This window comes from Flavobacterium sp. (assembly GCF_004211145.1).
Classification (GTDB): Bacteria; Bacteroidota; Bacteroidia; order Flavobacteriales; family Flavobacteriaceae; genus Flavobacterium.
In genome coordinates, this window is the sequence record NZ_SEBS01000010.1 from 36,157 (window position 1) to 59,638 (window position 23,482).

Below are 23,482 nucleotides of genomic sequence, written 5' to 3' on the forward strand. Positions count from 1 at the left end.
CCGAGTTATTTTGAGCAAACTACCTGTTGAATAAACTTGAGGTTGATCGTCTTATAGTTTTTAATCGTACTGTCCTGTGCGGCTTTCTGGAAGAACGCCTTGTAATTCTTAAACTTCCTTTCGATGTTCACGGGCTTGCCGAAATCGATTTCATAATCATAATTCCGATTCGTCATGACCAGGCTTCCGCTTGGCGATACACGAATCCCTGTGATGTTTTTCCGTAAAAAATCATCGTCGTGGATACTCCGGAAAACTTTCTTGAGATCCGAGGTGTTCGCACCGTTCACGCCACCTGAAACGAGCGGCACACGCGCAGTGTACATCGTCGATAGGGGCATTTTATTCCCTTCATAATCAATATAGAAAGAACCCGATTCGTCAAACACTCTCACTACGGGAGTTTTCTGTTTTACAACAGCCTTCAGCACACCGTCCACACTTACGAAAATCTCAGATTTTTCAACCATTTCGTGGGCATTGACGGCCTTTTCCAACTTGTTCAAATCTAAATTTTCTTTTTCAATGGCTGCGAAGGCGCTATTTTTTTCTATTAACAATTTATTAACCGCTTCGGGCGTCATGTACAGTGTTTCAGCGTTTTCGAAAACGACTTCGGATTTCCGCAAATGACGGTGCGCATTTCTATTCGAACTGAACGCGTACAAAAATATTACACCGCTGATAATCAGCAACAAACGGATATTTCCCCAATTGAATCGCTTCATGACAATGCTTTTTTGATTTCAGGAACAAGCTCTCCGATGTCGCCCGCTCCGATGGTTACGATCACGTCGGCGTCGGCGGCCATGATCTCATGTACCAATTGTGATTTCGAAACTAATTTTTTGTCCGGATTTTCGATTTTCGACAGCAACCATTCGCTCGTTATTCCTTCCATCGGAAGTTCTCTTGCGGGATAAATATCGAGCAACAAAATCTCGTCGAATTGCGACAGGCTTTTCGCGAAATCATCGGCGAAATCCTTAGTCCGGCTGAACAAATGCGGCTGAAATGCAGCGACTACTTTTTTGCCCGGATACAATTCGCGAACGGCTTGATGTACGGCATTGATCTCGGTCGGATGATGCGCGTAATCATCAATGTAAACGCGGCTCGGCGTCTTTATCTGATACGAAAATCTTCGTTTGATTCCTTTGAACGACACGAGTGCTTTTTTGATCTTGTCGGCCGAAACTCCGAACGTTCTCGCCATCGCCAAAGCCATGAGCGCGTTGCTTAAATTATGCCAACCGGGAAGCGCGAAACGCACGTCGGGAATTACTTCGTTGGGCGTCTGAACTGAAAAATGATATTCGCCGTCGATGATCCTGATGTCGAACGCCTTAAAATCCGCGTCCTTGTTCACGGCTACCGTCATGCCTTCGAGCGGCAAACCTTCGGCGATGAACAACATGCCTTTATCCGAAACCTTGTCGGCGAATTCGCGGAACGACGCTTCGATCGATGCGCTGTCCCCGTAAATATCCAAATGATCGGCGTCCATTGACGTGATGCACGCGATATCGGGATGCAGATGCAAAAACGATCGGTCGAATTCATCGGCTTCGACAACAGTCACTTTTGTTCCATTTCCGATTAAATTCGAATCGTAATTCTCCACGATTCCGCCCAAAAACGCCGTCATTTCAACGCCGCTTTCAAACAGGACATGCCCCAAAATACTCGACGTCGTCGTCTTCCCGTGCGTTCCCGCGACGGCAAAACAGAACGTGTCTTTTGTAATGATTCCGAGTACTTCGGCCCGCTTTTTCACCGTGTAACCATTTTGAAGGAAGTGCTTCCATTCGGAATGATCTTTCGGGACCGCGGGCGTGATTACGACCAATGTGTTTTCGGGCGTAAAATCACTCGGAATAAATTGGATATCGTCTTTATAATGAACGTGAATCCCTTTCTGCTCCAAAACGTAGGTCAGCTCCGTCGGCGTTTTATCGTAGCCGACGACGTTCTTGCCCGAGTATTTGAAATACCGTGCGAGAGCGCTCATGCCGATGCCGCCGATGCCGATGAAATAGACGTTATGGATTTGGTTTAAATTGGACACGCTTCGCTTTGGATTTTTAGAGACGCTGCGCTTTGGACACGCTGCGCTTTTGATTCGTTTATATTTTTGACGAAAGACGAAAGACCAATGACAAAGGACTTTTGTGCTATCGCTGATTTTTAGACGAAAGACGAAAGACTAATGACGAAGGACTTTCGCTCTATCGCTGATTTCCGTTTTCGTTATATATTCATTTTTTCTCCGATTCTGTTTTTCTTACATTGTACTGAAGATAAATTTTCTTTTTTTTCGACTCGCTTTTCCTTCGTCCTTCGTCATTTGTCATTCGTCATTCGTCATTCGTCATTCGTCTTTCGTCATTCGTCATTCGTCTATCTCAACAACTTTACTATCTCTTCAACAATATCCTTAGTAGCATTCTCCTTCGCGAGTTTCCCGATATTATCCCCGAGTTTTCGCTGCAGTTCCTCATCGGTCAACAAATTATTGAACGTCTTTTCAAATTGCGTATCGAGTTCGACTTCCTTCATCAAAATCGCGCCTTCCTTGTCGACGATGGCTTTCGCGTTCTTCGTCTGATGGTCTTCGGCCACATTTGGCGATGGAATGAAGATCACGGGTTTTCCGACCAAACACAACTCTGAAACCGACGATGCGCCTGCTCTTGAAATCACGATGTCGGCCGCCGCGTATACCAAATCCATTCGGTCGATGAACGCTAGGACCTGAACGTTTTGCTTGTCGTCGTAATGTTTGTATTCGTCGTGATACAACTTCCCGCATTGCCAGATGACCTGAACGTTTTGGGCCGAAAAATTCACGAGTTGTGACGCGATCAATTGGTTGATTCTCCTCGCGCCGAGACTTCCGCCGAGAACGAGCACGGTTTTCTTCTCAGCGTTCAGATTGAAATATTCTCTCGCTTCTTTTTTCTTGCCTTTGAGGTCGATCAGATCCTGACGTACCGGATTTCCGGTGAGCACAATTTTATTCTTCGGAAAGAATCGGTCGAGGTTTTCATACGCGACACAAATCTTGGCGGCTTTCTTCGACAACATCTTGTTCGTGATGCCGGGATAGGAATTCTGCTCCTGAATCAATGTCGGAACGCCTGCGAAACCTGCAACCTGCAACAACGGCCCGCTTGCGAAACCGCCTGTTCCGATCGCGACATCGGGTTTAAATTCACCGATGATCGTCCTGGCGCGCAACAGACTCGATATCAATTTCACGGGAAACATCGTGTTGTCAAGCGTCAATCTTCGCTGCAAACCTGCGATCCATAAACCTTTGATCTTGTATCCGGCTTGCGGCACTTTTTGCATTTCCATTTTATCCTGTGCGCCGACGAACAAAAACTCGGCATCGGGAAAACGGTTCTTTAATTCATTGGCGATTGCGATGGCTGGGTAAATGTGCCCGCCGGTTCCGCCTCCGCTTAGTATGAATCTTGGTTTGTTCAATTTTTTATTTTTTAGACGAATGACGAAAGACTAATGTCGCAGGACTTTTGAGCTTTCGCTGATTTTCGTTTTGTGCTGTTATTTTGTTATTTCTCCGATTTTGGTTGTTCAACATGTATGAAAACTATTTTTTGACGAATGACGAAAGACTAATGCCGAAGGACTTTTGAGCTTTCGCTGATTTTAGTTTTGTGCTGTTATTTGTTCTTTCTCAGATTTTCGTTTCTCGGTTTATCCGGAAACTTTTTTGACGAATGACGAAAGACTAATGTCACAGGACTTTCGCGCTTCCTCTGATTTTCGTTTTATGCTGTTTTTGTTTTTTCTCCGATTTTAGTTTTGCAACCTTTCCAAAAATCGATTTTCACTCATTTATCGATTCGTCAGTCCTTTGTCATTCGTCGTTCGTCTTTCATCTTTCGGCTTTCATCTATTTACCCCGAACCGCATCCATCGGATTACTCGTCTCATCCTCTATCGAAAAATCAACCCCGCTCAAAATCGCGGCTTCTCGTTGTTTCAATTCCACTTCAGCGGCTTCTTCACGTTCGATTTGTTGGTCGATCATTCGGCGCAATGCTTCTTCTCGTTTTTCCTTGTCGGCTTTTTCAGCTTCGATTTCCTCGTCTTTCTTGGTTACTCCGATGATGATGCCGAGCGAAATACACGTCATCCAAATCGATGAACCGCCGCTCGAAATCAGCGGCAGCGTCTGGCCCGTTACGGGAAGTAAGTTCACGGCGACCGCCATGTTGATCATCGCCTGGAACACGATCGGAAATCCTAACCCGACGACCGTCAATTTCCCGAACGTCGAATTGGCTTTGTGGGCCGCGACGATGAATCGGAAAAACAACAATAAATACAAAATCAGAACGCCCAATCCGCCGATCAATCCCCATTCTTCGACGATGATCGCGTAAATGAAATCGGACGACGACTGCGGCAAAAAGTTCTTCTGCACGCTTTTTCCGGGACCTAATCCGTAGACGCCGCCCGTCGCGATTGCGGTCTTGGCGAGATCGGTTTGGTAGTGTTCGTCACTTGTATCTTTGTCTTCTTTGCGTTCTCCGAAACTCTCGATACGCTTTTCCCACGTGTGGACGCGGTTGAAAAATTTCGCTTCGGGAAATGCTTTCGCGAGCAATACGAACAACACCAACGCCGCGATTCCCGCTCCGACGATAATCCCGATATACCGCAACGGGTATTGCCCTATGAACACCAGCATGATCACCATCACGAACATCAATGCCGCCGTCGAAAAGTTCGCGGGCAACACCAATCCGATCGTGATGAAAACAGGCGTCCACAATTCCAACAGCGATTGCTTGAACGTGAGCGGCGCTTCGCGTTTCTTCGACAGATAGCGCGCCACGAAAACCATCAATACCAATGAAGCCAAAGTCGAAGTCTGGAATCCGATGCCGATGAACGGGATCTGTATCCAGCGCGACGCATTCGCACCCGCGATCACGGTTCCTTTCACCAACGTATAACCGAGCAACAGCCAAACGATCGGCATCGCCATCATCGACAAACCTTTGAAATAATGATACGGCACCTTATGCACCCAATAAATCATGCAGAACCCGATGAAAATGTGCGCCAAATGCTTGAGCAAAAAGCTCAGCGTATTTCCCGTTCCCGAACCGATGTACGCCAAATTCGAACTCGCGCTGAATACGGGCATAAACGAGAATAGCGCCAGCAGGGCTACGAAGGCCCAGATGACTTTATCTCCTTTTAGGTTGTATAACAGCTGTTTCATTTATTGTTGATTCGTTGATTTGTTGATTTGTTGATTTGAGTTATTGTCTTCCGTTGGCGTTATCGTTATCGAAAACCACTCAGGCACTCAGGCGCTCAGGTTCTCAGGCACTCTTAAAGATTCTGAACCGCATTCTTAAACTGCTTCCCTCTATCCTCATAATTTTCAAACAAGTCAAAACTCGCGCAAGCCGGTGACAGCAAAACCGCATCGCCTTTTTCAGCGAGGTGAGAAGCCGTACGGACCGCGTCGGTCATGTTGTCGACTTCGACCATCATATCGACCACGTTCCCGAAGGCATCGATGATTTTCTTATTGTCGACACCAAGGCAAATGATCGACTTTACTTTTTCGCGCACAAGCGGCATCAAATCAGCGTAGTCGTTTCCTTTATCGACGCCACCCACGATCCAAACCGTAGGCGAAGTCATCGAATCGAGCGCGTAAAATGTCGCGTTGACATTCGTGGCCTTCGAATCGTTTATGTATTGCACGTTCTGGATCTTCAACACTTTTTCGAGTCGGTGCTCCACGCCCTGGAAATTCGCGAGGCTTTCGCGGATCGTGGCTTTTCGGATCTGCATGAGCTTGGCGACCGAAGCCGCTGCCATGGCATTCTTGAGATTGTGCTTGCCTTCAAGCGCAATGTCTCCGGTTTCCATGATGAATTCTTCTTCGTTGATGTTGATTTCCATTTTGTTTTCGTTTAAGTAGGCGCCTTTTTCGAACTTTTGGGTCAGAGAGAAAGGAATTAATTGTGCTTTTATTTTGTTGTTCTTGAGCCAGTTCTGAATCGCTTCGTCGTCGGCGTCATAAATCAGGTAATCGTCTTTCGTCTGGTTCATCGTGATGCGGAATTTGGCATCGATGTACTTTTCGTATTTGTATTCATATCGGTCCAAATGATCGGGACTGATGTTCGTGATGACCGCGATGTGAGGCGCGTATTTCACGATTCCGTCGAGCTGGAAACTTGAAAGCTCGAGCACGTAATAATCGTAATTGTCCTCGGCGACCTGCCACGCGAAACTCTTTCCGATGTTTCCCCCGATGCCAACGTTCAGACCGCCGCTTTTCAAAAGCCAATGCGTCAACATCGTCGTGGTCGTCTTGCCGTTGCTTCCGGTAATCCCGATGGTTTTCCCTTTGGCGTATTTCGACGTGAACTCGATCTCAGAAATCACTGGGATTTTCTTCTTGTGCAACTTCTTGACGATGTCGGCCTTGTCGGGAATTCCGGGGCTTTTCATGACGACGTCGGCGTTGAGGATTTTCTCTTCGGTGTGACCTTCGTCTTCAAATTTTATTTTATTCAGAAGCAGTACTTCCTTGTAATTGTTCTTGATTTTCGATCCGTCCGACACGAAAACCTCATAACCTTGTTTCTTGCCGAGGATTGCCGTTCCGACGCCGCTTTCGCCTCCGCCTAAAATCACAAGTCTTTTTTGCTCGTGCTTTTTCTCGTCATCGTTCTTTTTCGGACTCATCGACTATCGGAGTTTTAGCGTTACGATCGCCAAAATGGCCAGCAAGATTCCCGTGATCCAGAACCGCGTCACGATCTTGCTTTCGTGGTAGCCTTTCTTTTGATAGTGATGATGAAGTGGCGACATGAGGAAAATCCGTCGGCCTTCGCCATATCGTTTCTTCGTCCACTTGAAATAACTTACCTGAAGCACGACCGAGAAATTCTCGACGAGGAAAATCCCGCAGATCAATGGAATCATCAATTCTTTTCGAACCGCAATCGCCAAAACCGCGATGATTCCGCCGATCGTCAAACTTCCCGTGTCGCCCATGAATACGGCCGCGGGATACGAATTGTACCACAGGAACCCGATGAGCGCACCCACGAAAGCCGCGATATAAACCGTCATTTCGCCCGAATTCGGGATGTACATGATATTGAGGTAATTCGAGAAAATGATATTTCCCGATACGAACGTGAAAATCCCGAGTGCGAGTACCGATATCGCCGATGTTCCCGCTGCGAGCCCGTCGATGCCGTCGGTCAAATTCGCGCCGTTCGATACCGCCGTGATGATGAAAATCACGATCGGAATGAAAACGAGCCATGCCCAATTTTGGTAGCCTTCGCCCGTCCAGGCGAGCAATTCGGCGTAATCCATTTCGTTGTTCTTGAAAAACGGAATCGTCGTCGTTGTTGATTTTTCTTCGACAGGCGCCGGATATACGCGTGTTTCCGTCGGATTTTGGGTCGCGAAAACATTCGTGAACTGCGTATCGGTGCGAACCGTAACTCCCGGATCGAAATACAAGACCGAACCTACGATCAAGCCTAAGCCGACTTGTCCGATAACCTTGAAAATGCCTTTCAAGCCTTGTTTGTCTTTCTTAAAGATTTTTATGTAATCGTCGATGAATCCGATGGTTCCCATCCAAAGCGTCGTCACGATAAGCAACACGATATAAATGTTGTTGAGTTTGGCGAGCAACAAAACCGGGATCAACGTCGCGATGATGATGATCAATCCTCCCATCGTCGGCGTTCCGGCTTTTTGAGTCTGGCCTTCAAGCCCGAGCTCACGAACGGTTTCGCCTACTTGTTGGTTGCGCAAAAAGTTGATGATCTTTTTACCGTATATCGTCGAGATGAGCAACGACAACAATACCGCAAGCCCCGATCGGAACGTGATATACTGGAAAACGCCCGTGCCCGGAACGTTCATGTGTTTGTCTAAATATTCGAATAAGTAGTACAGCATCGCTTATTTATTGAGTTGTTCCAACAGTTCTTTTACGGTCGCCATATCGTCGAAATCGTAGCGCACGCCTTTGATTTCCTGATACGTTTCATGTCCTTTCCCTGCAATCAGGATGATATCTTTTGGACCTGCGAGTTGACACGCGAGCTTGATGGCTTGCTTCCTGTCGGTCATCGCGACGGTTTTCTTGTAATGTTGCGGTTGCACGCCTTTCTCCATTTCACTGATGATCATGTCGGGATCTTCGCTGCGCGGATTGTCACTCGTCAAAATCACTTTGTCGCTCATGCTCGTGGCGATGTTTGCCATGATCGGACGCTTCGTCTTATCGCGATCGCCGCCACAGCCCACGACCGTGATGAGTTGTTCGTTTTTGGTACGGATGTCGTTTATCGTCTTGAGCACGTTTTCCAAAGCGTCGGGCGTGTGCGCGTAATCGACGATGGCCGTGATCTGCATGTCGTCCGAAACGATGAACTGGAATCGGCCCGAAACACTTTCAACTTCCGACAGCAACCTCAAAACTTCGAGCTCTTCCAAACCGAGATTGACCGCGGTTCCGTAAATCGCAAGCAAATTATACGCGTTGAATGTCCCGATAAGTCGCACCCAAACCTCGCTTTCGTTGATCTTGAGCAACAAACCCGACAATTGGTTTTCGAGGATCTGCGCGCGATAATCGGCGTATGTCCGTAGCGCGTACGTCAATTTTTTCGCGATCGTATTCTGCAACATGACCAGACCGTTCTTGTCGTCGATGTTCGTAAGCGCGAACGCATTGCGCGGCAAATTGTCGAAAAACGCTTTTTTCACGTCTCGGTATTCGGCGAACGTATCGTGGTAATCCAAATGGTCGTGCGACAGATTCGTGAAAACGCCGCCCGCGAATTGCAGACCTTCGGTGCGTTTTTGATGGATCCCGTGCGATGAAACTTCCATGAAACAGAAGTCAACGCCCGCATCGACCATTTCACGCAGGTATTTATTGATCGTGAGCGAATCCGGCGTCGTGTGCGTCGCTTTGTATTCGATTTCATCTACAAGGATTTTCACGGTCGAAATCAATCCCGCCTTGAAACCTGCTTTCTTGAAAAGTTGGTACAGCAAAGACGCGATCGTGGTTTTCCCGTTCGTGCCCGTGATGCCCACGAGTTTCAGGTTGTGCGACGGATCGCCGTAGAAATTCGCCGCCATAAACGCGAGCGCTTTGTTCGTATCCTTGACTTGTATGTACGTGATGCCGTTTACGATCACATCGGGAAACGAATCGCAAACGATGGCCGTCGCACCTTGGTTGATCGCCTTTTCAATGAAATCATGACCGTTTGAAACCGAACCGCGGATCGCAACGAAAACGTCGTCCTCGCCAATGTTGCGTGAATCGAAATCGATGTTGCGCACTGCGATTTCGGTCGAACCTTTCACGGCTTCGATCGACACTTTGTACAATAAATCTTTTAACTGCGTCATGATAATTCAAGGATAATCACGTCGTTCTCACCGAAATTCTGTCCCGGCTCGATCGATTGTTTTTTCACTTTCCCTACTCCGGTTACTTTTACTTTCACACCAAGATTTCCTAGAAGCGCGACGGCATCCATTCCAGACATTCCTTTCACGTTCGGGATGGTTTTGGCTTTCGTGTTCTGCGTTTTCGTGTAGTAATCGTTGAAGTTGGCTTCCTGTACTTTGTTCTTGCGTTCGATGTTCCTGATCTCGTTCGTCGAAGGCGCGTCGGTGAAAATTTTCTGGGCGATGCGCTTGAACACAGGTCCGGCGACATCGGCACCGTAATAATTGTTCTTCGATGTATTCGGTTCATGGACGACGACGATCACAGAATACTTTGGATCATTCGCCGGAAAATAACCCACGAATGACGACACGTAATGTTTGTTCGTGCCATCGTTCTTGTTGTAATTGGCCGCGGCCGTTCCCGTTTTTCCCGCCATCGGGAAACTCTTGGAGTACAACTTTTTAGCCGTTCCTCTTTTGACGACGTTCTCGAGGCAGGCTTGAAGTTTCTTGGTCGTTTCGTCCGAACAGATTTTCGGGTTGATTACCTTCTTGTCGAATTTCTTGATCGTCTTGTTCCACTCTCGGATCTCTGAAATGAACTGCGGCTTGACCATTTCCCCATTGTTCGCCACGGCGTTGTAATATGTCAGGGTTTGCAATGGCGTGATTGCGACACCGTAACCGAACGCCATCCAAGGCATCGCGATCGCGCTCCAGTTTTTGCCGCCTTTGTGCGGAATGAACGGCGTTCCTTCGCCCTCGAAAGGCAATCCAAGTTTTTTGTTGAGTCCGAACGCATCGAGATGATCCACGAATTGCATCGGATTGTCTTTGTAGGCATTGTAGACCGCCTGTACCAAAACCGTATTCGACGATTGTTCGAAACCGCGCCCGAGTGAGATTTTTCCGTAACCGCCTTCGTGAGAATCGCGGACGTGCTTGCCTCTGATCGTGAAATCACCGCCGCGGCTGTCGTAGATGTCTGACGTATCGGCTTTCTTGTCTTCGAAAAGCGCCATCAGATCGGCGAGTTTGTACGTCGATCCCGGTTCGTGCGCCTCAGAAACTGCATAATTCACGCGTTCGTAATAGGTGCTGTCTTCTTTCTTGTTCCGACCGAGGTTCGCGATCGCCTTCACGTATCCGGTTTTCGTTTCCATGACGACGACGCAACCGTGATCGGCATCGTATTCCTGCAATTGTTTGAGAAGCGCGTGGTGCGCGATGTCCTGGATGTAGACGTCGATCGTTGAAATGATGTCGTAACCGTCCTGGGGATCGACTTCATTCACGTCGCGGATCGGCTTCCATTGGCCTTTCGCGATTTTCTGCTTGAGGATACGACCGTCTTTGCCGTTCAGATATTTGCGATACGCCCATTCGATGCCTTTGCCGTCGGGTTTTCCGTCAGGTCGCATCACGTCATAACCGATCGTGCGTTTTGCAATCATACCGATCGGATGTTCGCGAATCGTGTATTGCTCGGTGATGATGCCGCCTTTGAACGCGCCTTTCTTGAAAAGCGGAAACGATTTGATGCGCATATATTCGGTGAAACTCAAATTCTTCGCGATCAGGTAATAGCGGCTTTTCGTATTGCGCGCCTTTGTCAATCCCGCGAGGTAATAGCTTTTTGGTTGTCCGAGCAGAACCGACAACGAATCGGCGAGACCGTCTACGTTCGCCTTAAAATCTTCCTGTTTCGGAGCGACCGCATCGAAGCGGATGTCGTAGTTCGGGATCGAAGTAGCGAGCAGACTTCCGTCGGCCGAATAAATATTTCCTTTGTTGGCCGGAATGACGAAATCCTTGACCGTGCGCTCTTTCGCCAATTTCCGATAATACGCGCCCTCGACCCATTGGATGTTGGTGAGTTTTATCGAAATAGCGACCGCCATCACGAAAATCGCGAAGGCGAACAAGTAGATTCGGTAAGAGATATTTTTTTCGTCTACTGCCATAATCTTTCGAAGAAACCTTTCTCCTCAGTTTTTTTGACTTTTATTTTCGTTGGCGGAACCGGCGATGGCACGATTCCTCTTTCTTCCATTTTTTGCGAAACCGTCGATTCCATTTTGAGCTGCATGAGTTCCGAACGTCGGTCTACGAATTCGGAGCGCAACTCCTTTACTTCAGTCGTCAATGCCACGATTCGGAACACTTTCTTCTCGTACCATTGCGTGTTGGCGATCATGATGATGGCCAGCGTTATCAAAAACACGATGAAGCGCCAATTCCTGGTCGCGTCTTCGTTAATCAGGTATCTCGCCTTAAGAATGCTGTAAACGTTCATGGCTAGATCTTTTCAGCTATGCGCAGTTTTGCACTGCGGGCGCGGTTGTTCGACTTGATTTCGGCGTCGTCAGGCACGATGAGTTTTCCGACGGCTTTGAACGGAACCGAAAAATTCCCGAACATGTCGCGTTCCGGTTCTCCTTCGAACATTCCGTTTTTCATGTAACGTTTCACCAAGCGGTCTTCCAAAGAGTGATACGAGATCACGCTGAGACGACCGCCGGGTTTGAGGATTTCGAGCGATTGCTCCAGGAAAGCCTTCAAAACGTCCATTTCCTGGTTCACTTCAATGCGGATCGCCTGATAGATTTGCGCCAGGATTTTATTGCTCTTATGTGCGGGCAAAAAGCGGTGTAATACAAGTTTGAGTTGCTCGGTGTTGCGCACGGGCTGCACTTCGCGGGCTTCGATAAGCGTTCTGGCGATCACGGGCGCGTTCTTCAATTCGCCGTAATCGAAGAAAACCCTGCGCAGGTTCGCTTCATCGTAAGTGTTGACGACTTTGAACGCGTCGAGGTCGCCTTTTTGGTTCATTCGCATGTCCAAGACGGCGTCGAAACGGGTTGAGAAACCGCGTTCGGGAACGTCGAACTGGTGAGATGAAACACCTAAGTCGGCCAAGATTCCATCAACAGCTTTCACGCCGTGGAAACGAAGGAAGCGTTTGATGAACTGGAAATTTTCGTGGATCAACGTGAAACGTTCGTCGTCGAGCGCATTTTCAAGAGCGTCGAGATCCTGGTCGAAAGCGAACAGTTTTCCGTTCGGCCCGAGGCGTTTCATGATCTCGCGCGAATGTCCGCCGCCGCCAAAAGTGACATCGACGTAGATGCCGTCGGGCTTTATATCAAGTCCGTCGACGGTTTCTTTGAGCAGTACCGGGTTATGATATTCCATTGTCGCCATCATTCATGTTTCCCATTACATCTTCGGCCAGATCGGCAAAATCTATTTCACTGTTATCTAATGATTTCTCATATAAATCCTTATCCCAAATCTCTACGATGTTCACCGCCGACGACAAAACGATGTCGCTTTTTGGTTTGATCTGTGCGAACTGCTGCAAGTCTTTGGCGATAAGCAAGCGTCCTGCGGCATCGATCTCGACCATTTTCACTCCGGCTGTAAAACGTCGGATGAAGTCGTTGTTCTTCTTCACGAACCGATTGAGTTTGTTGATCTTTTGCATCATCGCATTCCATTCACTCATCGGATACAGCTCGAGGCATGGCTGGAAAACCGAACGTTTCAGGACAAAACCATCCTGAAGCGACGCCGCCATTTGCTTCTTCAAAGGCGCCGGCAACGTGAGCCGTCCTTTGTCGTCTGCTTTACATTCGTATGTTCCGATTATTGCCTCCAACTGCAGTTTTGGATTTGATTGGAACAAAAATATAATAAAATTTCCCACATTTTTCCATTTTCACCCACTTGTTGATAAGTTTTAACCATTTTGTAACCCTGCCGCCCAAAACCACCCAACTGCAAGACTTTAAATTCATTAACGATTTATTAAGAATTTAAAAGTTTTTAAAAATTAATTTCGGATTGACGTTAAAACCACGTGCGAATTTTACGGATTCCCGAATTTGCGCCCGACGTCAGAACGCCCAAAAACCGTGGGAGAAATGTTGATAATTGACTGATTGTCATTCTTCTGAAACTACATTCGGTGGCAAACCAAAAAAACAATAGCTTAACATATAAACTGCTATCTTTGCAGCACCTAGACAATAAAGCATTCAATGGATAACGATCTTATCAAGGAAGGAAAATACAAATACACTGAAAGCGGCGAAGGCACGCCGATCATCGTACTCCACGGGTTAATGGGCGGCCTGAGCAATTTTGGCGGCGTTTACGATTATTTCCCTAAACACGGTTATAAAGTCGTGATTCCTGAATTGCCGTTGTACACGCAAAACATCCTCAAGACCAATGTAAAAGCGTTCGCGCGTTGGGTCAAGGATTTCATCACGTACAAAGGTTTCGATCGCGTGATTTTGCTTGGAAATTCGCTTGGCGGACACATTGCCTTGTACCACGCGAAAATGTATCCCGAGAAAATGTCGGGTTTGATCCTGACTGGAAGTTCAGGTTTGTATGAAAGCGCGATGGGCGACAGTTATCCACGCCGTGGCGACCGCGATTACATCCAGAAGAAAGCCGAGGAAGTTTTCTATGACCCGAAAATCGCGACGCCTGAATTGGTCGAAGAAGTCTACGATGTCGCCAACGACCGCATCAAATTGATAAAAACGCTTACGATCGCCAAGAGCGCGATCCGTCATAACATGGCCAAGGATTTGCCCAAAATGCATGTGCATACGTGCTTGATCTGGGGCGCGAACGACAAAGTCACACCGCCTGAGGTCGCCGAGGAATTTCACCAGCTTTTGCCTCATTCCGATTTGTATTGGATCGACAAATGCGGGCACGCCGCGATGATGGAACATCCGGATGAGTTTAACCGTTTGATGCATGAGTGGCTTAAAAAACAGAATCTTTAATTGGATAATTTGAAAATTGGGTAATTTGGAAATGGGTTCGCGGCAAAAGAGCGATTTTGCTTTTGCGCGATGCAATTCTTCCCTATTCGTTATTTAAGCGCTGATCGCTCATTTTCAAATTTTCAAATTATCTCATTTTCAAATTTTTCTCATGAAAATCAACACCGCCGAATTCATAGTTAGCAACTCCGACGCTTCAAAATGCCCGAACGAACCGATTCCGGAATACGCGTTCATCGGCCGATCGAACGTAGGCAAATCGTCGTTGATCAACATGATCACGAATCATAAGAAACTGGCCAAGACTTCGGGGAAACCAGGAAAAACGCAGCTCATCAATCACTTTAAAATCAACAACAATTGGTTTTTGGTCGATTTGCCGGGTTATGGATATGCGAAAGTATCGAAGTCTACGAAAGCCGTTTTCCAGAAATTCGTAACCGATTATTTCGAGAAACGCGAAAACCTGACGTGCGCGTTCGTTTTGGTTGACATTCGCCATGAGGCGCAAAAAATCGACTTGGAATTCATCAATTACATGGGTACGATCGAGGTGCCGTTTTGCATCATTTTCACGAAGGCCGACAAGATCGGGAAAACCAAAATCGATTCAGCCGTCGCCGATTACCGAAAGAAATTGCTTGCGAACAATTGGGAGGAAATGCCGCAACACTTCGTGACTTCGTCTGAAGATGGTGTCGGAAAAGAAGAATTGCTCGCCTTCATAGACGATGTGAACCAACAAGTCTTTAAAGAAGGATTTTAAGAAATGAGGTAGTTTTCACGTACTCATTAATGGGTAAAAATCGCTATTTTTATAAGACCTAACAGGTTTTGAAAACCTGTTAGGTCTAGCCCAAAATCGAAAAAAAAAGCGGCTCATTCGGCCGCTTTCCTTTTAATTATAATTGTGTTCCTTTAACTTAAGCGTAAAGAAACCGGCGTCCTCCATTACTTCCCCGACCTCATCGTTCCAGAAAATGAACGACTCGTTAACAGCCGTAGAACTTGTGTATTTGTACACTTTGCAATTGAAAGTTCCCGCGGGAACCGTTATCGTCGAATCGATATCGACGACCTCGTGCGTGATAACCGAACCGTTGTCGTTTGTTTCTGACCAAACATCGCCCAAAGACGCGTTCAGTTTGTAAAGTGTCGACGCGTATCCGCCGTTGCTCCCGACATCGTTCTTGATGAAACCTGCGTCTTGAAACACAAGATCGGTCGTAGTCGAAGCGACAGTTCCGTCAGGCTGGATCATTTGACGCGTGGTCACGAATCCGTTTCCGTTGCAATCTCCGAACGACAATTTCATCGTCCCGGCCACAAATCCGAATTGCTCAAGATCGTACTCGACGAACTTGCCCGACTGTAACCAAAGCGCATCCGTGTCGCAGGTTCCGCTCGCGGGATTTCCGGCGTCGTCGCCGCTGCATGAAAACAATCCGAAAGCCAGGGCGATCATGCCCAACTTAGTAAAATTTCTCATATTTGTTTTGAATTTGGTTACTTCTTCAGTTCCATCTTCTCGGCAAAATATTCGCAGAAATCGCGCATGGAATCGGCCATTTTCTCGTCGTCGGTAGCACGTTGGAACGTGTCGGACATCGCGACAAGCGTCTGATGGAAAAACTTCTTCATTTCGTCGACAGGCATGTCTTTCGTCCAGAGATCGATTCGCAAAGTTTCCTGCGATTTATAATCCCACAACGACAACAACATCGCTTTGGCACGTTCGTTCACGACGCCTCCGTCCTGGGCCGACCAGTACATCTTTTCAGGAACGTGGTTTTCGTCAAGCGCAATAGTAACTTTTATTTCGGAATTCTTAAGCTTAGTCATTTGTTTTTTTTGGTTTGTAACGTGATTTTTCGAATATCTGTTTTGCATCGGTCCGAAGCAGATCCTGGATCGAAACGCCGGTTGTTTCCATGTACGCGCGCACGATTTGCCATCCGATGTAAGCACCGGTTCGTCCCGGGGAATCGTTATCGATCTCAAGATAGAACTTTGAAAAAGGAGCCGGAGCGAGGAATCTTTCCACGAGTTTCTGGTCAGTGCTGTACAACAATTGACTTCCGACGAAATAACTCCAGATGTAGCCTTCGTTTTCAGCGCACCACGCGGCTTGTGCAGGTTGGTAACCGATCTTGTCGGCATCGGAATAATCGGGCAGGAAAATATCCTTGAGATACAATTGCTTGCCCGCGTAAATCATCTGGGCCAAAAACGTATTGTCGGGCGGCGGAACCCGAGGCAACGCCCACGCCGAAACGATATCAGGCAAAATCTGGTTCTGCTCGAAATTATCGCGCATGTAACTGTCGAAACTTCCCGTGTAGAATTTATGGTTTTTCCCGAGGTACAATTCGAGCGAAATGATCAACGTATCCTTAGCGTACAGGACTTTCGTATTGTAATCCATTTCTCCGATGATAGTATAGATCACGGGAACTTTCGTGTTCGGGAAATAATATTTTATATGCTTGAAAAGGTTTTCGATTTTCTCCTGCTCAGGCGTGAAATTGTCGTATTTCTTCTCGACTTCGGTGAAAACTTCTTTCCAGATCGGATCCTGTAGTTTGGCAACGGCTTCCTGTTCATATCCCGGCGGGAAAAAGAACGGATATTCCTGTTTGAGTTCGGCCAAATCCTCAGGCTTCGACTCGAAAAAATCCTTCTCGAAGCGATGGACTTTCACATCAACGGGAACTTCCTCGACGGCTTTCTCGATTTTCGACTTGTTTTCGCATGCAGTTATAACCAGAATTATCTGAAATAATATAACAAGTTTCTTCATTTGTTGATTAAATTAGCGTGAGAAATTCCGGCTGCAAATATACCGGAAAAAAGCGTTATTTATGCCCAAAAAAAGCACTCTTAAAACCGATAAGACCGCTGATTTCATCGTGAATTGGCTCAAAACCTACGCACAAAACGCGAAAGTCAATGGTTTTGTTGTAGGGATTTCAGGCGGAATCGATTCGGCCGTAACTTCGTCGCTGTGTGCGATGACCGGGCTTAAGACGTTGTGCGTCGAAATGCCGATCCATCAACCGCCTCATCACGTGACACGCGCCCAGGAACACATCGCGCAACTCAAGGCGCGGTTTCCCAACGTAAGCGACGATCGCGCCGATCTGACGTCGGTGTTTGAAACGTTCAAGCAAGCGGTTCCGAATTCGGGCGATGAAGCGAAACTATTTTTGGCGCTTGCAAATACGCGCGCCAGGTTGCGAATGACGACCTTGTACTATTTCGCGGGCATCCACGGTTTATTAGTCGCGGGAACCGGAAATAAAGTCGAGGATTTCGGAGTCGGATTTTATACGAAGTACGGTGACGGCGGCGTGGATTTGAGCCCGATCGCCGACTTGATGAAATCAGACGTGCGCGCGATGGCCGCTTACCTCGAAGTTCCTGAGTCTATTCTAATTGCACCACCAACTGACGGTCTGTTCCACGACGACCGGTCGGACGAAGACCAACTCGGCGCAAGCTACGACGAACTCGAATGGGCAATGTCGGAGTCGGAAAAAGGAAAAACTGCGAGCGACTTCTCGGGAAGGGAAAAAGCGGTATTCGAAACCTACAAGCGATTGAACGGCGCCAACAAACACAAAATGCTGCCGATTCCGGTTTGCGAAATCCCAAATGAGTTTCGATAAAAAATTAACATAATTTTTTTAAGATATATATTTTTTAACTACTTTTACCCGACCCCCAAGAGTCGTATAACTCACTAAAAACCAGCATTATGATAAACGTTTGTTTGGCCGACAACTTTCCGGTGGTGCACTTTGGGGTAAAGTCCTACTTCAAGGATCACCCTGAGATCAATATTGTTTCGAATGTCGGAAACTTCTTTATGATTCCCGAGGCGTTGCGAAACAAACAAATCGACATCCTTATCCTCGACCTTGAGCTCGACGGATTGACGAGTATTTACGAGGTGAAATCGGTTATAAAGAACAACCCGAAAACGAAAGTGATCATCTTCACGAGCCTTTCGGAACAAATTTATGCGCCGAATGCGATCAAATCAGGCGTTTCAGGTTTCGTGCACAAATCGGCGAAACTGGAAACACTCGGCGTGACGATCATGAAAGTCCACAACGGCACGATCATGCTCAGCGATTCGATCAAGAAAAACCTCGCGCTTATCGCCAAGCAGAACAAGAGCGAACGTTTGTACCGCAAATTGTCGAACCGAGAAATCGAGGTGTTGCGTTACTTGAGCGACGGGAAGAAAAACAATGAGATTTCAAAAATCCTGAACCTCAACGAAAAAACCGTCAGTACGTATAAGCTCAGATTGCTTACGAAACTCAACGTGACCAATTTGGTCGATCTTGTAAACAAAGCGAAAACACTCGAAATCGTTTAACTATAGCGCGACATTACTCTACCCAGTTTTTCTGAGAACGTGCTGATGAGCTTGTAGTAATCTATGGCCATCGACAGCGTTTCCGAATTATCGGCTTCCGGTTCTTGGGAGATTTCCCCTTTCAATTCTTCGATGATCCTATCGACGAGATACCAGCGCAATGTAAGTATGGTTTCTGAAACGTATTGCCCGATGGTTTGATCCTTGAGTTTCACGACGATGTTCTGCGATTCCCAATTGTGCAAGGCTTCGCGCTCTTCGGTCATTAGAATATCGGTGACATCGCTCGAGAATTCGGGCGGCAACTGCTGCACGTATTGTTCCATCACGAAGTTCTCCTCCTGCTGGTAATACGCGATCAGATTGTTGTAAATCTCACGGAACAACGGATTCGCAAGTTCGGTTTCGTCTTCCTGCAAACTCAGGAAAACGCGCTCGTACACTTTGAATTCGCGCTTCATGCTGACCATTTCGAGTTCGCCCTCGGGATTCGCCTGGAAAACCACGTCTTCGAATTCTTCCGATCGGTTTCCGTACAACAATAGAATTTCAAGGATTTTACGTTCGAGTTCGTACTGGACGTCGACCTTTTCCTGTGGTTGCGGCTCTTCAGTATTACGGACGACTTCAAACGCCTTTTGGTCCTGTTTGAGTTTCTTGCCCGCGTCGTCGATATCTTTCTGGACGAGTTGTGCGAGCGTGCTCACCAAAACCTGCTCTGAGATATCCATGATGCGCGCACATTCGCGGATGTAAATTTCGCGCTGGATGCGATCGGGAATCTTCGAAATGCTCGTAACCATATCGCGGATCAATCCGGCTTTCTTCACGGGATCGTTCTGGGCTTCGTCAACGAGCAACGACGCCTTGAACTGTATGAAATCCTTGGCATTCGTCTCAAGATATTTCAAAAGCTCTTCGTGAGGCGTTTTGCGCGCGAAACTATCGGGATCCTCGCCGTCAGGGAACGTGCAGACTTTTACGTTCATGCCTTCCTCGAGGATCAGATCGATGCCTCGGATCGACGCGCGCAAACCGGCCGCGTCACCGTCGAAAAGCACCGTTATGTTTTTGGTCAACCGACTGACGAGACGAATCTGGTCAGGCGTCAAAGCCGTTCCCGACGACGAGACGACGTTTTCGATTCCCGCCTGGTTGAATTGGATCACGTCGGTATAACCTTCCACGAGGAAACAGTTGTCGAGTTTGGCGATCGATTGTTTCGCCTGGAAAATCCCGTACAAAACTTTACTCTTGTGGTAAATATCGCTTTCGGGCGAATTCAGGTATTTCGCGACCTTTTTGTCATTCGTCAGGATCCGACCGCCGAAACCGAGCACGCGACCTGACATGCTGTGTATCGGAAACATCACGCGATGACGGAAACGGTCGACGGTTCGTCCGTCTTCACGCACGATCGTCAAACCCGTGCTTTCGAGGAATTCAAGTTTGTAGCCTTTCCCGAGCGCTTCCTTCGAGAACGCGTCCCAATTTTCAGGCGAATAACCGAGTCCGAATTTCTTGATGGTGTCCATGTTGAAACCGCGTTCCTTGAAGTACGAAAGCCCGATCGCCTTGCCTTCGTCGGAATTCAATAAGATGTCGTTGAAATATTTTTGGGCGTATTCCGAGACTAAAAACATGCTTTCGCGAACATCGATCAATGCTTTTTCCTCGTCGGTTCTTTCAGTTTCCTCGATTTCGATGTTGTATTTCTTGGCGAGATAACGGATCGCTTCCGGATACGTGAAATGCTCGTGTTCCATCAGGAAAGCCACGACGTTTCCGCCTTTGCCCGACGAGAAATCCTTCCAGATTTGCTTTACGGGCGACACCATGAATGAAGGCGAACGCTCATCGGTAAAAGGACTCAGGCCTTTCAAGTTCGATCCGGCGCGCTTCAATTGCACGAAATCACCGATCACTTCTTCAAGTCGGGCGGTTTCGAAAACGGTGTCGATGGAGGCTTTTGAGATCATTTTGTCGAATGTCGAAAGTCAAAAGTCGAACGAGTGGCTCGCGGTATATTTGACATTTTGGGCAAGATACAAAGTTATTCTTTTTAGACGTGAAGATGAAACGCTTACAGCAAAACATTATTTTAGCCATGAAGGAACAAAGGCTCGAAGTTTTCGAATTCTACAGTAATTTTTTGAAGATTTCCATACCGATCGAAAACACAAACAAATCAAAATATACCTTTGTGCCTTCGCGACTTCGTGTCTTCGTGTCCACGCCGATCGTCCAAAAAAAAAAACGCTCCGATTCCAACATCGAACCGAAGCGTTTCAACTTTCATAACTAACTTTCAACCACCCGATTTTCAGGATCTCAGGTACTCAGGTACTCAGGCACTCAGGCACTCAGGCACTCTAATTAAAATCCCAGCGAACCCCAAACGAAATGTTGTTCTGATCGACCGCATTGTCCTCAAAAACCGGCTGTAAATCATACTTGCAATACAAACTCACGGCCTTGTAACCAACGTACGCACTCAAGCCGTACACGAAATTATTGACATTGTAATCACCGACGGTTTTTTGGTTGACTTCATTATTGTTGTCGTCCTGGAATTCGATGACGCGTTTCGATTTCACGTTTGCGCCGACGAATCCGCCGAGGCCGAATCGGAAAGATTCATGCGTATAAAAACGTCCGTACTTGTCTTTGCCTGAAAAATCGAATTCCAAATGTACCGGCAGCACGAGGTTCACGTTCCTGAAGCGCGAATCGCCAAGGTTAACGGGACTGTCGACGAGCAACGTCTGTTCACCTACTTCTTCGTAGTAACGGTTGTCGGTCGGGCGAACGGTATTCCATTGCATCGACAAACCGTATTTCAAGTGCAAAAGGTTGTTGTTTTTTAGCAGACGCGTGTTCGCCGTAAGCCCGAGTTCGTAGAAATGCGAACCCCAGACGCGGTAGTCGGAATGCGCCATCGCGCCGTCGGTGAGAAAATGGTTGAGACCGAATGCGAAAACCAGTTGCGAAGTCGTGCGGTTTTCGCCTTTCATCGTATCGCGTTCCGTCGTGCTCGTTTCTACTTTGAAACCGCCCATCGGACTTGCCATTAACCGGTAACGGCGTGTCGAATCGCGCTCGGTGACTTTGCCTTCGACTTTTTCCTGAACGAGTTTCTTGAGCTCGTCCTGCGCGGCGGCCGTACGGCGTTCGATGTTGGCGGCGCGGACTTCAGCGAATTCGAGTTTCACCGAATCGGCTTGTTCAGACGTGATCTGACCCGATTCGAGTTGTTTGTTGACGCCGTCGACTTCTTCTTTCAAAGCCGATTTCTCCTCTTTTGTGATCAACGCGATCTTGTCTGAAATGACTTTGATCCGGTCTTCAAAGGTTTGCTGCGCGACCGATTTGCTAACAAAAAGGCACAGCGACATTGCTACGTAAATAATAACGCTTTTCATGGTGTTCGTGATTTTAATTGATGATGATTAGTGGTTTTCGTCGAGGTTGCGGTTCTCGACAGCTACTTTTACCTGTTGGTAATTCTTGTTGAGCGCGCGAAGTGCTTTTTGGCGCAACGTGAGTTTCTCCTCGGCCTGGCTGTCTACCTGCGACAATAAACTGCGCGCATTGACCTTTACCGAACCTTTGTTTTCCTCGCGTTTTGCCTGTGCAGCCGCCAGAAGCTCGTCAGCGTTCGGGCCGGTTGCAGCTTGATTCAACTGCGTTTTTTGATTGATGATTGCGTCGGGTTGACGTTCGGGCTGCTTTTCATTTTGATTGATGATCGTGTTGTCGGCGATCAGTTGCTTTTGCGATGAACGCGTTATCGCTTTTACTTTCCTGACCGATGGTTTCTTACTTTCGATTCCGCCCGACGAAGCGGCGATTTGCGCTTTCGGAATCACCGTCGTCACCGAATCGACTATCGCGGGTGCTTGCACTTCAGGTTTCTCAGCCGTTTGCGTCGCGATTGTGGTATTTTGATCAGGCGCCGTTGCCGTTCCTTGACGGAAAAACAGCGTCCCGATGAACAAAAAACCTAAAAAGCCCGCGGCGATATATAACCATTTGTAATTGCGTCTGATCGCGACGACTTTGGGTTGCGCCTCAGTTGCGGTCAACATCGCGTCAAGCCTGTCCCAAGCCGCGCCGCTTGGCTGGATTTCGCGTTGATTCAATTTCTCGCCAAACTCCTTCTCCATTTTATTCCGTGCCATACTGATAATTTTTTAGTTTGGAAACCTGTTCCTGCAATAGTCGGCGGGCGTGCGACAATTGCGATTTCGACGTGCCTTCGTTTATGCCCAACATCTCGGCGATTTCGCGGTGTTTGTAACCTTCGACGGCGTACAGGTTAAAAATCATTTTATATCCGTCGGGCAAATTGTCGATCAAACTTTGGATGTCGTCAACGCTCAATCCTGATTCGATGTTGTTGAAACTGTCTTCGACATAATAATGGTCGTCGAGAAAACTCACTTTCTTTTGGACGCGCAGCCACGAAATGCATTCGTTGACCATGATGCGTCGGATCCAACCTTCAAAACTTCCTTCGTGTTTGAAATTCTTGAGGTTCGCGAACACTTTCATGAAAGCCGTGATCATCAAATCCTCGGCGTGCTGTATGTCTTTTGCGTATTGTCGGCAAACGCTGAGCATTTTGGGAGAATACTGAGAGTAGATTTTTTGCTGCGCGTGCCGATTGTTTTCGACAGCCAGTGCGATGATCTCGTGTTGCTCCTGATGTAATGCGATTACCTTCAAAATGTTTTAGCGTGTTTCTATTGGCATAGACGATGGCTTTCAAAAAAGCGTTGCA

22 protein-coding genes are annotated in these 23,482 nt (G+C 47.4%); 4 read left to right on the top strand and 18 right to left on the bottom strand.

The features are described from left to right. Nucleotides 1-5 precede the first annotated feature (5 nt). The 11 genes from EOO50_RS06625 to mraZ form a co-directional block, all read right to left on the bottom strand. Complete coding sequence (locus tag EOO50_RS06625; RefSeq protein ID WP_290838778.1) at nucleotides 6-728, bottom strand: cell division protein FtsQ; 723 nt, start codon at nucleotides 726-728, stop codon at nucleotides 6-8. Next, nucleotides 725-2,068, bottom strand: coding sequence for a UDP-N-acetylmuramate--L-alanine ligase (gene murC, locus EOO50_RS06630; protein ID WP_290838779.1), 1,344 nt, complete (start codon nucleotides 2,066-2,068; stop codon nucleotides 725-727). The genes EOO50_RS06625 and murC overlap by 4 nt, the downstream gene beginning before the upstream one ends. A gap of 332 nt (nucleotides 2,069-2,400) precedes the next feature. Next, nucleotides 2,401-3,492, bottom strand: a complete 1,092-nt coding sequence (gene murG, locus EOO50_RS06635) for an undecaprenyldiphospho-muramoylpentapeptide beta-N-acetylglucosaminyltransferase (protein ID WP_290838781.1) — start codon at nucleotides 3,490-3,492, stop codon at nucleotides 2,401-2,403. A gap of 430 nt (nucleotides 3,493-3,922) precedes the next feature. Beyond that, nucleotides 3,923-5,263 (bottom strand): FtsW/RodA/SpoVE family cell cycle protein, encoded by a 1,341-nt coding sequence (locus tag EOO50_RS06640; RefSeq protein WP_290838782.1) that lies wholly within the window; start codon nucleotides 5,261-5,263, stop codon nucleotides 3,923-3,925. Between the two features lie 113 nt (nucleotides 5,264-5,376). Then, nucleotides 5,377-6,750, bottom strand: a complete 1,374-nt coding sequence (gene murD / locus EOO50_RS06645) for a UDP-N-acetylmuramoyl-L-alanine--D-glutamate ligase (protein ID WP_290838787.1) — start codon at nucleotides 6,748-6,750, stop codon at nucleotides 5,377-5,379. Between the two features lie 3 nt (nucleotides 6,751-6,753). Next, the gene (mraY, locus tag EOO50_RS06650) at nucleotides 6,754-7,989 is read right to left on the bottom strand and encodes a phospho-N-acetylmuramoyl-pentapeptide-transferase (RefSeq protein ID WP_290838789.1); all 1,236 of its coding nucleotides are present in this window, start codon (nucleotides 7,987-7,989) and stop codon (nucleotides 6,754-6,756) included. A 3-nt stretch (nucleotides 7,990-7,992) separates the two neighbouring features. Then, nucleotides 7,993-9,459, bottom strand: a complete 1,467-nt coding sequence (locus tag EOO50_RS06655) for a UDP-N-acetylmuramoyl-L-alanyl-D-glutamate--2,6-diaminopimelate ligase (RefSeq protein WP_290838790.1) — start codon at nucleotides 9,457-9,459, stop codon at nucleotides 7,993-7,995. Next, nucleotides 9,456-11,468, bottom strand: a complete 2,013-nt coding sequence (locus EOO50_RS06660; RefSeq protein ID WP_290838791.1) for a penicillin-binding protein — start codon at nucleotides 11,466-11,468, stop codon at nucleotides 9,456-9,458. The genes EOO50_RS06655 and EOO50_RS06660 overlap by 4 nt, the downstream gene beginning before the upstream one ends. After that, nucleotides 11,459-11,800 carry an FtsL-like putative cell division protein gene (locus EOO50_RS06665; protein ID WP_290838792.1) on the bottom strand — a complete coding sequence of 114 codons (342 nt, stop codon included), beginning with the start codon at nucleotides 11,798-11,800 and terminating at the stop codon, nucleotides 11,459-11,461. The genes EOO50_RS06660 and EOO50_RS06665 overlap by 10 nt, the downstream gene beginning before the upstream one ends. A gap of 2 nt (nucleotides 11,801-11,802) precedes the next feature. Then, the gene (gene rsmH / locus EOO50_RS06670; RefSeq protein ID WP_290838793.1) at nucleotides 11,803-12,711 is read right to left on the bottom strand and encodes a 16S rRNA (cytosine(1402)-N(4))-methyltransferase RsmH; all 909 of its coding nucleotides are present in this window, start codon (nucleotides 12,709-12,711) and stop codon (nucleotides 11,803-11,805) included. Beyond that, nucleotides 12,686-13,165, bottom strand: coding sequence for a division/cell wall cluster transcriptional repressor MraZ (gene mraZ, locus EOO50_RS06675; protein WP_290838794.1), 480 nt, complete (start codon nucleotides 13,163-13,165; stop codon nucleotides 12,686-12,688). Before mraZ ends, rsmH begins: the two co-directional genes overlap by 26 nt. 382 nt (nucleotides 13,166-13,547) lie before the next feature. Here mraZ and EOO50_RS06680 point away from each other — a divergent pair, with 382 nt between their 5' ends. Both EOO50_RS06680 and yihA read left to right on the top strand, forming a co-directional pair. Beyond that, nucleotides 13,548-14,312, top strand: coding sequence for an alpha/beta hydrolase (locus EOO50_RS06680; protein WP_290838795.1), 765 nt, complete (start codon nucleotides 13,548-13,550; stop codon nucleotides 14,310-14,312). A gap of 151 nt (nucleotides 14,313-14,463) precedes the next feature. Then, nucleotides 14,464-15,078 carry a ribosome biogenesis GTP-binding protein YihA/YsxC gene (yihA, locus tag EOO50_RS06685; protein ID WP_290838796.1) on the top strand — a complete coding sequence of 205 codons (615 nt, stop codon included), beginning with the start codon at nucleotides 14,464-14,466 and terminating at the stop codon, nucleotides 15,076-15,078. 132 nt (nucleotides 15,079-15,210) lie between these two features. On the opposite strand, the gene EOO50_RS06690 is transcribed toward yihA, so the two are convergent. The 3 genes from EOO50_RS06690 to gldB are packed head-to-tail and all read right to left on the bottom strand — an operon-like array spanning nucleotide 15,211 to nucleotide 17,112. Beyond that, nucleotides 15,211-15,801 (bottom strand): hypothetical protein, encoded by a 591-nt coding sequence (locus EOO50_RS06690; RefSeq protein WP_290838797.1) that lies wholly within the window; start codon nucleotides 15,799-15,801, stop codon nucleotides 15,211-15,213. Between the two features lie 17 nt (nucleotides 15,802-15,818). Then, nucleotides 15,819-16,154, bottom strand: a complete 336-nt coding sequence (gene gldC, locus EOO50_RS06695) for a gliding motility protein GldC (protein ID WP_290838798.1) — start codon at nucleotides 16,152-16,154, stop codon at nucleotides 15,819-15,821. Next, a complete protein-coding gene (gene gldB / locus EOO50_RS06700; protein WP_290838800.1) occupies nucleotides 16,147-17,112 on the bottom strand; it encodes a gliding motility lipoprotein GldB in 966 nt (321 codons plus the stop codon). Before gldB ends, gldC begins: the two co-directional genes overlap by 8 nt. A 61-nt stretch (nucleotides 17,113-17,173) precedes the next feature. Here gldB and nadE point away from each other — a divergent pair, with 61 nt between their 5' ends. Beyond that, nucleotides 17,174-17,980: an NAD(+) synthase gene (gene nadE, locus EOO50_RS06705; protein ID WP_290838801.1), complete on the top strand. Its 807-nt coding sequence runs from the start codon at nucleotides 17,174-17,176 to the stop codon at nucleotides 17,978-17,980. An 89-nt stretch (nucleotides 17,981-18,069) separates the two neighbouring features. Beyond that, on the top strand, nucleotides 18,070-18,699 hold the full coding sequence (locus tag EOO50_RS06710; protein WP_290838802.1) for a response regulator transcription factor: 630 nt from the start codon (nucleotides 18,070-18,072) through the stop codon (nucleotides 18,697-18,699). Here the strand turns inward: EOO50_RS06710 and dnaG are convergent. The 4 genes from dnaG to EOO50_RS06730 all read right to left on the bottom strand — a co-directional run bounded on the left by dnaG (nucleotide 18,696) and on the right by EOO50_RS06730 (nucleotide 23,427). Further along, entirely contained in the window at nucleotides 18,696-20,678 is a 1,983-nt protein-coding gene (dnaG, locus tag EOO50_RS06715) for a DNA primase (protein ID WP_290838803.1), read from the bottom strand. The genes EOO50_RS06710 and dnaG overlap by 4 nt on opposite strands. Before the next feature lie 393 nt (nucleotides 20,679-21,071). Continuing rightward, a complete protein-coding gene (locus EOO50_RS06720; RefSeq protein ID WP_290838804.1) occupies nucleotides 21,072-22,121 on the bottom strand; it encodes a hypothetical protein in 1,050 nt (349 codons plus the stop codon). 27 nt (nucleotides 22,122-22,148) lie between these two features. Then, complete coding sequence (locus EOO50_RS06725) at nucleotides 22,149-22,880, bottom strand: hypothetical protein (RefSeq protein ID WP_290838805.1); 732 nt, start codon at nucleotides 22,878-22,880, stop codon at nucleotides 22,149-22,151. After that, nucleotides 22,867-23,427: an RNA polymerase sigma factor gene (locus EOO50_RS06730; RefSeq protein ID WP_290838806.1), complete on the bottom strand. Its 561-nt coding sequence runs from the start codon at nucleotides 23,425-23,427 to the stop codon at nucleotides 22,867-22,869. Before EOO50_RS06730 ends, EOO50_RS06725 begins: the two co-directional genes overlap by 14 nt. Between the last annotated feature and the right edge of the window lie 55 nt (nucleotides 23,428-23,482).

Excerpts from the sequence above, each read along its gene's own strand:
- EOO50_RS06625 (WP_290838778.1), bottom strand. The coding sequence starts at position 728 with ATGAAGCGATTCAATTGGGGAAATATCCGTTTGTTGCTGATTATCAGC.
- EOO50_RS06640 (WP_290838782.1), bottom strand. The coding sequence starts at position 5,263 with ATGAAACAGCTGTTATACAACCTAAAAGGAGATAAAGTCATCTGGGCC.
- murD (WP_290838787.1), bottom strand. The coding sequence starts at position 6,750 with ATGAGTCCGAAAAAGAACGATGACGAGAAAAAGCACGAGCAAAAAAGA.
- mraY (WP_290838789.1), bottom strand. The coding sequence starts at position 7,989 with ATGCTGTACTACTTATTCGAATATTTAGACAAACACATGAACGTTCCG.
- EOO50_RS06655 (WP_290838790.1), bottom strand. The coding sequence starts at position 9,459 with ATGACGCAGTTAAAAGATTTATTGTACAAAGTGTCGATCGAAGCCGTG.
- EOO50_RS06660 (WP_290838791.1), bottom strand. The coding sequence starts at position 11,468 with ATGGCAGTAGACGAAAAAAATATCTCTTACCGAATCTACTTGTTCGCC.
- EOO50_RS06665 (WP_290838792.1), bottom strand. The coding sequence starts at position 11,800 with ATGAACGTTTACAGCATTCTTAAGGCGAGATACCTGATTAACGAAGAC.
- rsmH (WP_290838793.1), bottom strand. The coding sequence starts at position 12,711 with ATGATGGCGACAATGGAATATCATAACCCGGTACTGCTCAAAGAAACC.
- EOO50_RS06680 (WP_290838795.1), top strand. The coding sequence starts at position 13,548 with ATGGATAACGATCTTATCAAGGAAGGAAAATACAAATACACTGAAAGC.
- yihA (WP_290838796.1), top strand. The coding sequence starts at position 14,464 with ATGAAAATCAACACCGCCGAATTCATAGTTAGCAACTCCGACGCTTCA.
- EOO50_RS06690 (WP_290838797.1), bottom strand. The coding sequence starts at position 15,801 with ATGAGAAATTTTACTAAGTTGGGCATGATCGCCCTGGCTTTCGGATTG.
- gldC (WP_290838798.1), bottom strand. The coding sequence starts at position 16,154 with ATGACTAAGCTTAAGAATTCCGAAATAAAAGTTACTATTGCGCTTGAC.
- gldB (WP_290838800.1), bottom strand. The coding sequence starts at position 17,112 with ATGAAGAAACTTGTTATATTATTTCAGATAATTCTGGTTATAACTGCA.
- nadE (WP_290838801.1), top strand. The coding sequence starts at position 17,174 with ATGCCCAAAAAAAGCACTCTTAAAACCGATAAGACCGCTGATTTCATC.
- EOO50_RS06710 (WP_290838802.1), top strand. The coding sequence starts at position 18,070 with ATGATAAACGTTTGTTTGGCCGACAACTTTCCGGTGGTGCACTTTGGG.
- dnaG (WP_290838803.1), bottom strand. The coding sequence starts at position 20,678 with ATGATCTCAAAAGCCTCCATCGACACCGTTTTCGAAACCGCCCGACTT.
- EOO50_RS06720 (WP_290838804.1), bottom strand. The coding sequence starts at position 22,121 with ATGAAAAGCGTTATTATTTACGTAGCAATGTCGCTGTGCCTTTTTGTT.
- EOO50_RS06725 (WP_290838805.1), bottom strand. The coding sequence starts at position 22,880 with ATGGCACGGAATAAAATGGAGAAGGAGTTTGGCGAGAAATTGAATCAA.